The organism is Cryobacterium sp. Sr3, assembly GCF_004402835.1.
Taxonomy (GTDB): domain Bacteria; phylum Actinomycetota; class Actinomycetes; order Actinomycetales; family Microbacteriaceae; genus Cryobacterium; species Cryobacterium sandaracinum.
Genome location: NZ_SOFA01000010.1, coordinates 63467 through 77163, shown reverse-complemented (window position 1 = coordinate 77163; position 13697 = coordinate 63467). Strand labels below are relative to the sequence as shown.

Genomic DNA, 13697 nt, shown 5'->3' with positions numbered 1-13697 from the left:
TGCGCGGTGGCGTAGACGCTGCCCTTGGTTTTGTCCGGCCAGCTCAGGATGCCCTCGATCGTGGAGGAGGGCCCGGTTTTTCCGTGGTGGGCGAGGATCTGCTGCACGTCGTACCCCTCGGTGCGGGCGATCCACGCGAACACCTGGGAGAGGGGTTCCTGTTCGAGGGCGGCGGCGTAGAAGAAGTACGCGAGCATGTCCCGCCCGGCGGTATCGAACTGGGAGTCACCGCCCCGGTCGGAGGCCTTCCGGGTGGACGCCTCGAAGATCGCGGCGAGCTCCCGGGCGTCCGAGGCGCTTCGGATGTAGTCGAGCGGGTTGAACACGAAGTCAGGTTGCGGGTCCAGGCGGTAGATGCGGTTGGGGTCGAAGATGAACGCCTGGCCGTGGCTGGCACGGCCGGCGAGGGTTTCGCTAACGCCGTCAACTTTGTTGGAGGTCATGATGGCGGCGCCGGGGGCTTCGATCATGTGCCGGATGACGAGGGCGGAGGTTTTGCCGCGGCCGGTGCCGAACACGTAGACGCCGAGGTCCCGCCACCCCTGATACACCCACCGGTTTCCCCGTCCGACGAGGTGGCCGACCCGCTCCCCCGCTGGCAGGTTCACCGCGGCCGGGTGCAGCTGATCGGCTTCCTTCGCCCGCAGCTTCTCCCGCAGCACCGCGGACTGCCGGGTCGTGGCCATGTGCCGCAGCGGCACGTTGTTGCGCTTGGTCGACGCCCACTGGGCCTGCTTGACCAGGATGAACGCAAACAAGGCCACAGCCAAGACCAGGGCCACCACGCTGGTCCAGGTTGCCGCGGGCGGCCAAGGTGCATCCCGGAAGAGGAAGTCCCCCGCCAGGGCGGCGGGGTTCCACGGATACGTCGTCCCGGTGGGGGTGATCATCGCGCCGACGTGCACGGCCACGAGGAGGCTGAGGGCGGCGAGGAGGGCGAGGAGGCCGGTCATGATGCGGGCTTTCCAGTCGATCACAGGGTTCTCCTTGCCGCCACGAACACGGTCTGTCGGTCTGTTTGCATGACGCGGTGCGCCTGGGTGTCGGGCATCAGTTGCTGAGTTTCATGGGGTCGGTGGTGTTCGGGTCGACGGCGATGTGGACGTGGTTGCAGTCGTCCCGGAATTGCTTCATCGACAGGTCCAGGCTCACGCCGGCGTCGCCGCGGCACTGGTTCTGGCCGGCCCCGGACCCGGCGGGCATGACCGGGCTGAGCGCCTTCAGGAGCTTCAGGGCGTTGGCGTCGGCGCCGGTGGTGGGCATCCGGTCGAAGGAGTAGAAGTCGACCGCGTGACCTCCGCCGTTCGCGGAGTGCGGAGAGGTAAGCCCGGAGCCGAGTACCTGGCCGGTGCAGGCCCGGTTGATGTCCGAGATCCCGACAGCGTCGAACATGTTCGTCGCCATGGTGATGACTTGCAGGATGCGGGTGTCGATGCCGCAGTTCTCCCGGGTTTTGCCGCTGGCGATCCACCGGATCTCGCGCAGGTGATCCGGCGACAACCCCGTGATGGTGCCCGCGTCGATCTTGACCACCAGGGCCGCCGCTAACGCCCGCGCATCACTGCCAACGACGGCCGCGCACGCTGCGTCCCCGGTGGTGAGAGCCGCCACGACCTCTTTCGCCTGGGCGTAGTAGGTCGTGTAGTGGTTCGGGTCGGCGTTGATCTGCACGGCGTGCGCCGCCTGGGTGGGCGCCAGCGTGTCCCAGTTCGGCACGGTGACGAGGCGTTGAAAGAAGAACCCGGCGGCTTGGGTGGGGTTCATGCGTTCGGCGAGGGTGCCCCAGGTGTCGCGTTGTTGGAACAGGCCGCGGGAGTCGGGGCCGACGGTGTCGCCGTAGGTGAGGTTGCGGAGCGCGGATTCGCCCATGGCGGTCATCACGGCGATGGTTTGCCCGTGCACGTTGACGCCGGCGGTCGCGCCGGCGTTCATGATCAATGCGGCGTTGACGAGCTGGTCGCCCTGGTACCCGGCGACCGGTGTGCGTTCGGCGGCGCCCTGCGGGTTCGCCGCCACAGCGGCGCAGGCCCCGGTGCCGGTGCCGCCGCCGGTGACGAGGAGTAGCCCGGTGAAGAGGACCACGAGCAGGACTACCAGCCCGGTGCCGAGTATGCCTTTCTGCACGGCTTTAGGTGGTGGTGTTGCCGGCGGCCATGGCGGAGTCGGTGTTGGTGACTTCCACTTCCCAGTCCGAGCGGATGTGGCGGATGTGGGTTTCCGGGTTGGACCCGTACTTGAACACGCAGTGCCCCGGGTTCAAGCCCATGAGGGTGGCGGCGGTGTCGGGGGCGAAGTTGAAGGTTTCTTGCGCCCAGCGGGCGTCTTCGGGGCGGTCTTGGCGGAACGCGTACACGGTTTGGGCTTCTTGGACGACGGTGTAGCCGGGGCTGTCCGGGGGGATGTCGGTGCCTTTGTGCATGACGAAGACGTTGGAGATGCCGAGGGAGCGGGAGAGTTTCTGGTTGGATTTCACCAGCTGTGCGGACGGGCCGCCGATCATGTGCCAGCCCTCTTCGTAGATCACGTTCGTCACGAACCCGCGCTCCTCACGCAGCCGCCCCATCAGCCACATGTTCCCGATCGCCATCACCGTTGGGATCGCGGGCCCGGAGTCGGGGAGCTGGGAAATGTCGAACGTGGTGAGCTTGTGGGAGAGGTCGACTCTCCGGCTGGTTTCGCCGTCGAAGACGCCTGCATAGGTTTCGAGAAGGTTCTGCAGGCCGAACCGGATCGACAGGCCCGCCTGGTGGAACCGCTCCGACGCCTCCCCCGACAACCCCTGATCTGTCGGCACCAACCCGAGGAACGGCATCAGGTCCGTGGTGGTCGCGGCCCGGCGGGTGTCCTGGAACTTCTCAAACAACAGCTGCAAGGCGTACCGGGTGGCTTTCTCTTCCCACTCCGTCGCAGCGGTGTCGCCCCGGGCGATGCGGGCGACAGCGTTGATCAGCAGCATCTGGCCTTGCAGGCCGGTGCCTTGGGCGATGAGGGGGTCCATCAGGTTGAAGCGGGTGCCGGACCCGTCAGGGTCGAAGCGGAGGGGCTCAGTGCCCATCCGGCGGGTGACGCCGGCATATTCGCCTTCGCCGCCCTCGTCCTTCTTGTCGAACACCACCGCCCGGTGATTCTTCAGCAGCAGAGGCCGCATGACCATGACCGTTTTGGTGAACGAGGACTTCCCCGACCCGACGGTGCCGATAATGAGGACGTTGGGTGAGGTCAGCTTCCTTGGGGTCGCGTTGTACGCGGTGGGGGCGTCGTGACTGATCATCGTCGACGAGAGCGTGTCGGTGCCATTGACGACCCCGTCAATCCCGGTCGGCGCCCCAATGATGCCCGTGTTCAAGATCTCGGCCTGCCTGGTCGTGGACGGGGCCCCGGCCAGGCGGGGCGCATACCAACCGCGCGCCGCCGCCCCAGAGGAGGCCCGCAACACGGACCCGGGCCGCTCGAACGGCGGCACATCCACCGGCCGCCGCGACGACACCACCGTGTCAGAACCCGAGATAGGTCCGGCGGCATCCTCTTCGCCCGTGAGCACGGGCGACGTCGCCATCGGGGTGACGAAGATCTTTAGGCCGGGGACGGTGCCGTACCAAGGCTTCTTCGCGGGGGTGCGTTTGCCGTGCGCGGTGCCGGTGGCCGCTGGGGTGGCGGGGTTGGGGTGGGTCATGAGATGGCTTCCTTGTCGGTGCGGCCGGCGAGGCGGTTGATGGCCCGGGTTGCCAGGGTTGCGCCTGCGGGGCGAAGGCCCCGGCCGAGCGGCCAGGTGGTGCCCGAGGCGGCGGATTGGAAGGAGTCTTGCCAGTCGAGGTGCTCGATGCCGAGGCCGGTCGCGCACGCTTCCTCGAGCTGCCGGGAGGCATGGCCGAGGTCGGCGCGGGTGGGGGCGGAAACAGTGACGAAGCCGATCCAGTCGACGCCGTGGTGGTGGGATCCGGCGGCGAGGTCAGCGGAGCGGCGCTGCGCGGCGGACATGCGGGTGGTGCTGTCGTCGGAGATGAGGCGGCCCTTCTGCTGGTCGGCGAGGACCCCGGCGAGGTCGCGGACGACGTCGGCGCGAGCTTTCGCTTTCGCCTGCCCCGCCGGTACCAGGTGCAGGTGGAAGGACACCGACCGGACGAAGGTCAGTTCCCGGCCGATGAGGAGGTCGAGGCACCAGAGGGGGCTGCGGCCGGCGACGGCGAGGTTCTCCCCGTGGATGGCCGCGGTGCGGTGCCACCACGTCACCGGCGGCGACACGGGTCCGTCTTCGGTCATGACGAGGGAGGTGGGGTCGACACCGTCGACAATGTGCGCGGAGAACTCGTCCCGGGACGCGATCCCGGACAGGAGCGGGTCAACGTTCCGGGTGAGGTCGATGGGCAGGTGCGGGTTCTGCTGGTGCAGCATCAAGGCGGTGGTCTGCTTCGCGGTGAGGGCGTGGACGTCTCCCATCTTCGCTTCGTTCAAGCCTTGTTCGGTGGCTTGGATCTGCCCGGCCATCAGGGCGCGCCAGGCGTCCCGTCCGGCCCCGTATTTGGCGGCGGCGTCGGTGAACTGTTGGGTGAGGGGCCAGGACACGACGACGTAGTGGCGTTGCACCATCGCGTTGGCACTGGATTTCCGGATCACTTCGTCGTAGGAGAGCTTCTGCGCCTCAAACGACGCCCGCTGCGCCGCCGTCCAGGTTTCCTGCACCGGTTCCAGGCGGGTCTTCACCCACAGTTGTTGCCGGGCCGAGTCCGGCGGCAACACCCGGGTCAGGGTTTGCACGTTCCGGATCAGCGAGGAGGGCGCGGCGCGGCGGGCGAGGAACTTGCCCCACGCGTTGGCCGCCCGGGTGAGGGCGGCGGCGGTTTCCATCCCGCGCAGCTGCCCGGACACGGAGAACGCGACGGACAGATACGGTTGCTCACCGATCGGGGCGTGCCAGGCAATGCCGGGCATGTTCGACGCGTACTGGAGCCAGCCCATGCCGTCGGCGCCGTCCGGGTTCGCCCGCATCTTCACCGCAGCCCGCTCCGCAACCTGCTTCTCGGCTTTCGTGCCGCGGAGGATGGCTTCTTGGAGCTGGTCCCACGCCCCGACCTCGTAGGGCACGAACTCGTCCGTGCCGAGCCGCTTCCGGGCGCGGGCGCGGGCGCGCTTCCGGCGCCGCTCAAGGACCGTGCCCCGATGGGTGCGTGCTGTGGTCAGCATCGTGATGCCAACCCCGACGACCGCAACGATCAGGGCCGGCAGGCCAAGACCGAGGACCATGCCGCCCATGCCCCCGGCAATGAACACGGTGAGGAGGATCATCCGCGTCTTGGAGGCGGTGCCGCCGAAGAAGCCGCGGTGGCCGGACTCGCCGCCGAGGTAACGGATATGAGACTCCGGGGTATCACTCACTAGACGGAGTCCTTTCCATAGTGCTCGTCGTGGTCCTCAACCGGTGAAACGGCCGCGTCAGTCACCGAATCGGTGACCTTCTTCGTTGCCTCAAACCCCGCCATGGCACCGGCGGCGATCATCGTGGGGACACCAATCGCAGCCCCCGCACCCGTCGCGGACTCGGCCACACCTGCGGCGGCCATGCCGCTCTCCGCAGCGGCCGCACCGCCGCCTGCTGCCGCGGCGCCGGCACCTGCGGTGGCACCGCCAGCGGTGCCCACGGATGCAGCCTCAGAGATCGACGACGTCGCCGCCTCACCCTCACCGGCCGGCGAACTGCCACCGGCGCTGCTCGAGCTGCCCGCGGACGGCGAGCTGCCGCCGACGGAGGAACTGCTGCCCCCGCCGGAGGAGGTTTCGGGGCCGTTGTCGCTGTACTTGGCATCGGCTTGCTGCATCGACTGCGATCCGATGTTTGGCCCGACAGGTGCTGTCCCGCCGCCACCGGTGGGGATGACGGGCGCGAACTTCGTCAAGGCGACCGGGGCGAGGCCGGCCATGAACAACGCCAGGATCGACACGACCAGAGTCACCGTTTTGGAAAGGCTGGGGGTCTCGGAGAACGCATCGACCTGGGCGCTCATCATGCTGTACGCGATCGTGAGCAGGAAGAACAGCAGCGGGTGGGACGCCAGGACCCCGAACCAGAGGTAGGCGATCTTCGACCCGAACTTCCGCTTCTGGGGGTCCACGATCCACACGAAACCGAGAGGGAAGAGGACACCGGAGAAGTACAGGGTGATGAGTTGAACGATCAGCATCAGGAGCACAACGAGCAGGCCCAGGATCATGAAGAACATCAGAATCACGCCGAGGACCGCGCCGCCGGCCAGTCCCGATCCGTCTTCCTCGGAGAGCATCGTGGAGAACTTCGCCACGATGGTTTCGGAGTTGCTGGTGACGCCCCACGCGATCAAGGAGTCAGACAGGGCGCCGAAGAACTTCACCAGGAACGCGCCGAGCGCGGGACCGAACATGGCCCCCAGGATGAACGCGGGCCCATAGAGGGTGAGGGACTCCCCCAGCTCCCGGCCGGACTGGTGGCCGCGCGCGGTGCGCACGATCTGCGGGATCAACAGGGCCACGAACACGAAGATCGCCAGGGCAAACGACACCTGGTACGCCTGAATGAACCAATCCGCCGTCAGATCTGGAAGCGTCGCATGCGTCAACGCCGGCAACACCGTATCCGAGAGACCCTTAGCCGCTCCCTGCAAAAGGTTGAAGGAGTTCCCGGCCGGGTCAGACCAGAAGTCCGCCACACCCGCGACGGTTTTTACCGCGCCACCGACGCCATTGGTTATGTCCGCGACACCACAAGCGATTAGCCCGCCGGCGCAAGGCTCGCCTGCTGCTGCGAGGACAGTCGCAGCTTGCATCAGCACCCTGCCGTGTAGCGCGTGCCACCGGCCGTTAGCTTCGGCTGATCAACAGAGGTTCCGGACTCAATACGCCATGCGTCGTCCTCCCAGACCAGGACGAAGCCGATGCCCGTTGACCTGGTGGGGCTGAGCGCACCATCGATCACGTAGCCGAGGGCCAATTCAACGTTCACCCGATCTGCAGTCGAGTCTTCTGTGATGCGCCACAATCCATTCGTGCTGGATGTATGGAACGACCCACCATTTGCCTTGTAGTCAGCGATGATCGTGTTCCACTCGTCCGATTCATACTGAGCGGCCACGTCTTTCCAAGCGGCAGACGCCGTGGAGGAGACGACCTCAGAGCCGATGGTGTCGCTTTCTGACGCCGGTGGGCTCGGGTATTGCCAAAGCCACCGGTAAACCGAGGTCGCGACTTCCACTGCTCCGTAGCTCGTGTGTTTGGCGTCGGCTTGGGCTGCCAGGACCATGTTGACATTGCGGTCTTGCCCGCCGAGGCAGCCGGTGGGTGCGACGTCGTCTCCGATACCCGCGGCACCAGGGGTGCCCGTAGGGGTCGGTGTAGGGGTGGCCGTCGCCGTACTGGGTGCGGCATTGGGTGTTGGGGCGGGGCGGGTGGCGGTGTAGGCGATACCGCCGCTGATGGCGACGACGAGGGCGGTGGCCCCGATGATGATCGGCCAGCGGCTACGGCCGGATGCTGTGACCATTCGCATGGTGGGACTCCTTGGTTTGCGCGTTGGTGGTGTGGGTTAGCCGGCGAAGGAGAGGACGGCGCCGACGATGATGGCGAGGCCCGCGAGGGCGGCGAGCGAGATGCCGGCCCAGACTGCTTTCCGGCGTCCTTGGGCGTGGGCTTGGGGGTTGGGGTTGGTATCTCCGGAGGCTCCGGCCATAGCGACGATTCCGAAGATCAGGTAACCGATGGCGACGAGGATGCCGATGGCCCAGAGGGCGGCGATAAGTTTTTGCCAGAGGGCGGTGAATTCGGCGCCGCCGAAGGAGAAGTCGGGCAGAATCCCGTCGAGGGGGTTCTCGATCGCCGCGTGGAGCAGGAGGTCGCGCATGGGGGTTAGGCCTTCCGGTTCTGTGTGGGTGCGGCGGAGACCGCGGTTTGCAGGGACCGGACCACGCTGGCGGCTGCTGCCACGAACGCGTCCCGGGTTGCAGGGTTGAGGCGGCTGAGGGTGAGTTGTCCGCGTTCGGCGATGTGGGAGTCGTAGGGGATCTCGTGCAGGGCGGACACGCCGGCTTGGCTCAGGAGCCGTTCGACTTCTTCTCGGACGGCGTCGGTCTCGGGGCGGCCGTCGGTGAGGCGGATGGCGATGGCCCGGTTCGCAAGCTCCGCGGAGGGCCCGCCCTCTGCCCGCAGCTCCTCGAGGAGTTGGATGGCTTCGAGGACGGAGTCGCCGGCGTTCATCACGGGGATCACGAGGACGTCGGAGACGGACACGGCACCGCGGAATGCGGAGGAGGTGGGGACGTTGCCGGAGTCCATGACGCGGATGGAGTAGAAGTCGTCGATGACGTTGGAGACGGCGACGACGGATTCGCCGGTGAGGCGGTCGCGGCGGCCGGTGGATCCGATCACGGATGCGAAGGATGTTTGCGGGGCGGTGTATCCGGCGAGGTGTCCTGCGGTTTGGACGTGGTCGACGTCGCGGACGAGTTCGCCGAGGCCGAGGAGGGGGTTGCCCTCGGCGCGGAAGTTCAGGGCGCCGGGGTCGTCGGAGACTTCGAGGATCGCGACCGATCCGCCGCGGATCGCGGCCAGCACTCCCCCGAGCAGCAGTGCGGTGGGAGTCTTGCCCGTGCCGCCCTTGGGGTTGTTCACCAGGACCGAGACCGCACGCGTCCAAGTCGCCTGCCGCACTGTCGTCTCGTTCGTAGTCCGCAGTTCCTTACAGCGCCGCTCCCCCAGCTCGGCGGCACCCGGCCCAAAGGGCAGTCCCAGGCGGGCCAGAGCACCGCGAAACCCGGCAGTGGCCTTGCCCGGAGTTGTCGAGTGCGACGCGTCAGCTAAGCCAGTGGGACTGGCAAACAGCACAGACGTACTGGCCAGATCACTGGCGACGGCCATCGTTGATGCCGATGCGCCCGAGCCCGGCGAGGTCTTCAGTGCGTCGGCCGGTAGGGGCAGTGCAATCTGGGCGGGTCCTTCGGTGGTGCTGCCCGTGGTTTTGGGACGGAGCCGAGGCTGTATCGGGGCGATGAGAGCGGCGTCTTCCTCGATGTAATCTCCGGCGCGGTCTGCCGCTCCGAAGACGTCGTTGGGTGCGCTGCAACCTGTGTCACTCATGGGTGGTGTGTCCTCTGCTCTTAAACCCTGAAATGAATGTTGCGTTCCCGCCAAGGGCGATGTCAGGGACATCGACAGCGATTTGGACGGTCCAGGTCGTGTGCTGCAAGTGACGCCTTTCGAATTGTGCGAACAGGGGGTCTTTCCACGGGCTTGCAGAATGGGCGAGATTAATTCGTTCCACCCGAGTATCGAATTGAAAGTGGCAGCTCTGTCGACCGCACCGGAGGCGCCCGCGAGGAGATCACGGTGCCCGGCTGGAGGGGGTCGCCGGGTTCGCCGGGCGAGACCGTAGCGGTGCACAGCAAGGTGAGCGTGGCGGGCTTGGACGGCGCAAGGGCGGGTGATCACGATCCGGAACTCGTAGCTTCCTTCTTCACCGACCGCAGCGATCGTCCTTGGACTGGCCGCTCGGTAAGTGGCAGCGGGTGCCGTGCGGCTAACGGAGACTCCCCTGTCACCGCCGACTGCTCCTGCTCTGCGATCCAGGCCTGCGAGATTCTGTAACCTGTTCAGGGGTGCTTTGGATCCTGGGTACGGCGCCTCCCGCGAGACGCGTTGAGTGCCTCCTGATTCAGACCAGCTGAAAAGCGCGCTAATCGAGAAGCCTACGGCGCCGTCCACTGATACTTCCATTGAATGAAAGCATACTGCCAATTTATGAGAGCTTAGTATTCGTGATGGGCTAGCCTGTGAGGGACGAACGAATGCGGCTCCGCCTTGCGCCAGAATGGACGGGTGGATCCCGCCAAGCAGCCGTCAGCTCCTGAGTGGAACACTGACATGAAGGCGATTGAGAAAATATTCGGCAACCGTGCACGCAACGACATCATTCGAGTTCTTGCTGTCTCGGATCAGATGACTTATGGAGATCTACGCGAGCAGGTTGGAATTCGGGACAGCACGCTACATCGGCACTTGCGCGCGCTGGAAGAGTACGGCGTGATCGCCGCTGATCTTCCGCCGGGTCAGCGTCAGGGTCGCGGGGTCCGCTATTCGATCCGGAGAGCACGAGTCGAAGCCCTCGGGCAGGCGTGGATGCGCTATCTCCTCGGTGAAAGCTCAGAGTAGGTCATAGCTGTATCGGGATTGATCGGTACGTCGATTCAGCCACTGGGCGAGGGCACTCTCCCACAATTCTCGGTCCCTGTTCCATTCGAGTGTGTGGGGCGTCGCTGGGAGTTCGACCAACTCGACCGTGTCCTTGTGCGCCTCCGAGAACTGCCGCGACAATTCGATCGGCACGGATTTGTCGCCGGCGCTGTGCAGCACGAGGGTAGGAATTCGAAGGTCGGAGCCATTTCTTATCCAGTCCAGCGCCTGCAGGTCTATGGTCTCGTTGAGCTGGATGGTGCGCCGGAGCGAACTGTCCGCCAAGACGTGCATCGCCAGGCGAATCAAGACCGCAGGCAGGCGGGCATTTCGGCCTCCCGCGATTATTGTTGAGCGCCAATCCGTTACCGGGGCAACGAGGCAAAGTCCCAGAATAAGGTCCCGATGCTTGGACGAGCGAGCCAGCAGCAACGCGATGCTTGCCCCCATCGACCAGCCGACTAAGACAAAGCTTTGGGCTCCCTGCTCGCGGGCGTAGTCGAGTGCCGCTTCTACATCAAGCCATTCTGTCTGGCCAAGCATCGATCTTCGGTCGTCGGAGTTTGGAGCCTCCTGATCATTTCGATAGGAGACCACGAGAGAAGTCAGGCCGGCGCTGTGGGCGACAGGAATTCCCCGAAGTGGACCGGCCCGGGTGGCGCCCTGTCCGTGAATGTGAATCGCCCATGTCGATGGTTTTGACGGGTGTGGTGTTGCGTCAAAGCGCGTAGCTGGGGCTGAACCCAACGCGGTCGGTATGTTCACAGTGGTGAACGGCAACTCGAGGTCCTCGGGTCGGGACGGAACGACACCGCTCCAGCGCGCCGTCTGGCCTGCGCGCAGTGTGCTGCCAAGGGAGCTAATTACTTCGCGAGTGACAACGGAGGCACATTCATCAACCGTCACAACCTCGCCAACCCTCGCGTAGCCTCTGCCATGGTCATACCAAATTGCATACTCCCCAGGCGCTCTGGTCGCGGCGCTCAGCGGAAGGGTCACGACAACGATTGGCCCGTCTGCTCCGACCGCTGCAATGCGCATCGATTCCCGCCTTGGGGTTTCCGTGCCAACTATGTTTTTGGCGATCGCGATGCTTGCAGTGAGCATGCCCAAGACGGTTAGACCGCACACCGCGAATGCACTTTGAAGAATCATTCGGTCGTGTTCCGCGCGCCGGTCGGGGTCTCGGCCCCGAGGAGAATGGCCAAGTCTGCATCGGTGAGCTTGTCTTTGGCGCTCGCCTCAAGCAAGAGCGCATCGCGAATCTCGACCAGTGTTCGGTGAACTGCGACGTCCACGTCGGGTCTTCTTGCTCCTTGTGTGTGGCTGAGGGAATCTCGGCCCAGTTCGAGCCGCTGAGCTGAGACCTTGTCCCAGATTCGATTCAGGTCGGGAAGGATGAGCTGCAGTCGTCTGCGCTCCAATCGGTCGTTGGCCCATCCGAGAATGGGCGGGAGGGACAACCCGATGCACAGAAGTACGAGTGATGCGACGTTCAGAACGTCGTACGCACTGGAAAAAAGTGCCAGCAAATGTGGCGGACCGAATAGGTGCGTCAAATCCATGCCCACGATGCTGAAAACATTCAGAACGGCGGCGCAGCACCCCGCCCCAACGATGTAAAAACCGCTTCGCCTCGCAGCCGTGCTCATTCGACCAGCAAATTGCAGACAGATCGATCCCGTCACCGCTACAACGATGCCCAAGTATGTGAACTGGATCAGGGAATATGCGCACGCCGCGGGTTGGTCTCCGAAATCTCGCATGAACGAATCTGAAGACCAGGGGGCGTCCACGAATTGAAAGGCAGTGATTGTGAGGCAAGAACTCACGATCGCACCTATAAGAAATGGCTTCTCTGTCGATCGAGCTCTGCTGCGTGAGGATGCTCGCAAAATGGCCCGCGAAAGGAAGTAGACCCCAATTAGAAGGAGGAGATTTGCCAGTAAATCCGCATAGTTGTGTCCGGTCAAAAGCGAATCTGTTGCCCTGTAAACAGCATCAACGTTCAACGTCAATGAAACGGCGATCATGACAGCCGCGTACAGGATGCTTTGATCTGTGCGTCGGCGCGTGCCTGAGGCCAGCGCTGCCACGAGCGCCCAAAGGACCGCGGCGATGATCATTTGCATCATCCGAAGACGCCCTCGAATCCCTCGGGTTCTCTCGTGCTTGAACGGATTGCGTACGTGAGTAAGTCGGCTAGTGCCTCGGCCGCCAACTCGTATGAATCCAGGAATCCTGAACGGCCAAAGGCCATTGCGGCACCTTCCCCCACCAGCCGCAGACTGGGGAGCCCTGGGCCGTCGATCTCGTCGTGGCGCAGGATCATGTGCGACAACTCGTGACAGACGATCTGTTGTCGGTGCAGTTCAGAATCCGTTGCTGCGTGGAAGATCAGGTCGTCCCCTCGCCGGGCGAGCCAGAGCCCGCAAATCTCGGTTCCGTTGAGATGCCTTGAAATGGCGATTGAGATGGGCTTGCCGCGACGGCCCTCCACGAGGCTGACAATGCTATCCACCGAGACTCGACCGTGCAGGTCTAACGCTGAGAAGGCGGTGCGCGCAAGCTCGCGTGGTGAAGAGGCGTTCTCGGGGTCAACGACAGCCCTGTGGGGCGCTCTAATCCACTTCGGGATCTTCATCGTCCGCTTCACCGATTACCTGGTTCAAGAGTTCAGTAATCGCCCTAAGTGTTGGCGGCGATACTTCGCCCAGAGTGCGCGCTGCAAAATTCTTCACTTTGGCGGCGCGAATGGCAATGATCATCTCGTTCATCGCGATGACCCGTTCTGGCTCTGGAACGCCCGGTCCGCCCAGAAGATATTCAGGGTCAACGTCGAAGTACTCAGCCAAGCCGCGCAGGAGGGACTCGTCCGTCACCAAGTATCCGGACCCGCTCAGCATGTAGGACCAACGTGCGCGCGACAGTCGCACGCCGCGTGCATCAAGTACCGCGGCGATCTCCTTGTAAGTCAAAGCATTGCCACGTTCCGCAGCGAAAGCGTCCAGCAACAAGTTCAGCTTTCGCGCCAACTCATACCTGGCGCGTTCGTCCCCAGAGGCGTTTTCTTCTAGGCGGGTTTCGTTCAATCTGGCCTTCTAGTAGTCGGGCACATCGCGCGACCGATCCGGCCTTGGGGAGTCGGCGCGACGTGCAAGCGCAGTTCCACCCTAGTTGGACACGCACAGCTGGACATGCCTAGAGTGGGCTAGGCATGTCCAGCATCTGAGGCATTCGTGGGAAGAGATTTACACATGGTTCGACTAATGGCTCGTCGTTCGGGCGCAGGTATCGTGCGATTTCTTGTGCTGCGAGGCGCTATGACAATCGATGAAATCGCTACATCAACGCGGGCCTCCGAGAGAACGGTGCGTCGCCACCTCGAAGGATTGAAGGACTGCAACTTGGTCGATGAACTCTCAAACAGTGGCAGTTCCGACGCGTCAAGATTCGTGGCGAACAATCGAATCATCGCGGCGGCTGCCGCCGGGCATGTCGATTTCCTC

The 13697-nt window shown here is 64.4% G+C and carries 13 protein-coding genes; 1 reads left to right on the top strand and 12 read right to left on the bottom strand.

Annotation, left to right across the window (positions count from 1 at the left end; genetic code table 11):
• The 8 genes from E3N94_RS03480 to E3N94_RS03445 form a co-directional block, all read right to left on the bottom strand.
• Positions 1-977 (bottom strand): type IV secretory system conjugative DNA transfer family protein (locus tag E3N94_RS03480; protein ID WP_166790055.1); only part of this gene is annotated, 977 nt, incomplete at its 3' end.
• Between the two features lie 73 nt (positions 978-1050).
• Positions 1051-2124 (bottom strand): hypothetical protein, encoded by a 1074-nt coding sequence (locus tag E3N94_RS03475; protein ID WP_134569815.1) that lies wholly within the window; start codon positions 2122-2124, stop codon positions 1051-1053.
• Between the two features lie 4 nt (positions 2125-2128).
• On the bottom strand, positions 2129-3673 hold the full coding sequence (locus E3N94_RS03470) for an ATP/GTP-binding protein (protein WP_241987053.1): 1545 nt from the start codon (positions 3671-3673) through the stop codon (positions 2129-2131).
• Positions 3670-5373 (bottom strand): hypothetical protein, encoded by a 1704-nt coding sequence (locus E3N94_RS03465; protein ID WP_134569814.1) that lies wholly within the window; start codon positions 5371-5373, stop codon positions 3670-3672. Before E3N94_RS03465 ends, E3N94_RS03470 begins: the two co-directional genes overlap by 4 nt.
• A complete protein-coding gene (locus E3N94_RS03460; protein WP_134569813.1) occupies positions 5373-6530 on the bottom strand; it encodes a hypothetical protein in 1158 nt (385 codons plus the stop codon). The genes E3N94_RS03465 and E3N94_RS03460 overlap by 1 nt, the downstream gene beginning before the upstream one ends.
• Before the next feature lie 263 nt (positions 6531-6793).
• Positions 6794-7513 (bottom strand): hypothetical protein, encoded by a 720-nt coding sequence (locus E3N94_RS03455; protein ID WP_134569812.1) that lies wholly within the window; start codon positions 7511-7513, stop codon positions 6794-6796.
• Between the two features lie 36 nt (positions 7514-7549).
• Positions 7550-7864 (bottom strand): hypothetical protein, encoded by a 315-nt coding sequence (locus tag E3N94_RS03450; protein WP_241987052.1) that lies wholly within the window; start codon positions 7862-7864, stop codon positions 7550-7552.
• A 5-nt stretch (positions 7865-7869) separates the two neighbouring features.
• Positions 7870-9096 carry a hypothetical protein gene (locus E3N94_RS03445; protein WP_241987051.1) on the bottom strand — a complete coding sequence of 409 codons (1227 nt, stop codon included), beginning with the start codon at positions 9094-9096 and terminating at the stop codon, positions 7870-7872.
• A gap of 738 nt (positions 9097-9834) precedes the next feature.
• Between E3N94_RS03445 and E3N94_RS03440 the strand changes: the two genes are divergently transcribed.
• Positions 9835-10167 carry a helix-turn-helix transcriptional regulator gene (locus E3N94_RS03440; RefSeq protein ID WP_134569810.1) on the top strand — a complete coding sequence of 111 codons (333 nt, stop codon included), beginning with the start codon at positions 9835-9837 and terminating at the stop codon, positions 10165-10167.
• On the opposite strand, the gene E3N94_RS17550 is transcribed toward E3N94_RS03440, so the two are convergent.
• From E3N94_RS17550 to E3N94_RS03420, 4 genes are all read right to left on the bottom strand, one after another.
• Positions 10159-11229 (bottom strand): alpha/beta fold hydrolase, encoded by a 1071-nt coding sequence (locus E3N94_RS17550; RefSeq protein ID WP_347232684.1) that lies wholly within the window; start codon positions 11227-11229, stop codon positions 10159-10161. The two genes, E3N94_RS03440 and E3N94_RS17550, sit on opposite strands and share 9 nt — an antisense overlap.
• Before the next feature lie 110 nt (positions 11230-11339).
• Entirely contained in the window at positions 11340-12314 is a 975-nt protein-coding gene (locus E3N94_RS03430; RefSeq protein ID WP_134569808.1) for a hypothetical protein, read from the bottom strand.
• 5 nt (positions 12315-12319) lie between these two features.
• Positions 12320-12832 carry a hypothetical protein gene (locus E3N94_RS03425; RefSeq protein ID WP_134569807.1) on the bottom strand — a complete coding sequence of 171 codons (513 nt, stop codon included), beginning with the start codon at positions 12830-12832 and terminating at the stop codon, positions 12320-12322.
• Complete coding sequence (locus E3N94_RS03420; RefSeq protein ID WP_134369331.1) at positions 12810-13280, bottom strand: hypothetical protein; 471 nt, start codon at positions 13278-13280, stop codon at positions 12810-12812. Before E3N94_RS03420 ends, E3N94_RS03425 begins: the two co-directional genes overlap by 23 nt.
• Between the last annotated feature and the right edge of the window lie 417 nt (positions 13281-13697).

Excerpts from the sequence above, each read along its gene's own strand:
- E3N94_RS17550 (WP_347232684.1), bottom strand. The coding sequence starts at position 11,229 with ATGCGCATTGCAGCGGTCGGAGCAGACGGGCCAATCGTTGTCGTGACC.
- E3N94_RS03470 (WP_241987053.1), bottom strand. The coding sequence starts at position 3,673 with ATGACCCACCCCAACCCCGCCACCCCAGCGGCCACCGGCACCGCGCAC.
- E3N94_RS03430 (WP_134569808.1), bottom strand. The coding sequence starts at position 12,314 with ATGATCATCGCCGCGGTCCTTTGGGCGCTCGTGGCAGCGCTGGCCTCA.
- E3N94_RS03450 (WP_241987052.1), bottom strand. The coding sequence starts at position 7,864 with ATGCGCGACCTCCTGCTCCACGCGGCGATCGAGAACCCCCTCGACGGG.
- E3N94_RS03425 (WP_134569807.1), bottom strand. The coding sequence starts at position 12,832 with ATGAAGATCCCGAAGTGGATTAGAGCGCCCCACAGGGCTGTCGTTGAC.
- E3N94_RS03455 (WP_134569812.1), bottom strand. The coding sequence starts at position 7,513 with ATGCGAATGGTCACAGCATCCGGCCGTAGCCGCTGGCCGATCATCATC.
- E3N94_RS03445 (WP_241987051.1), bottom strand. The coding sequence starts at position 9,096 with ATGAGTGACACAGGTTGCAGCGCACCCAACGACGTCTTCGGAGCGGCA.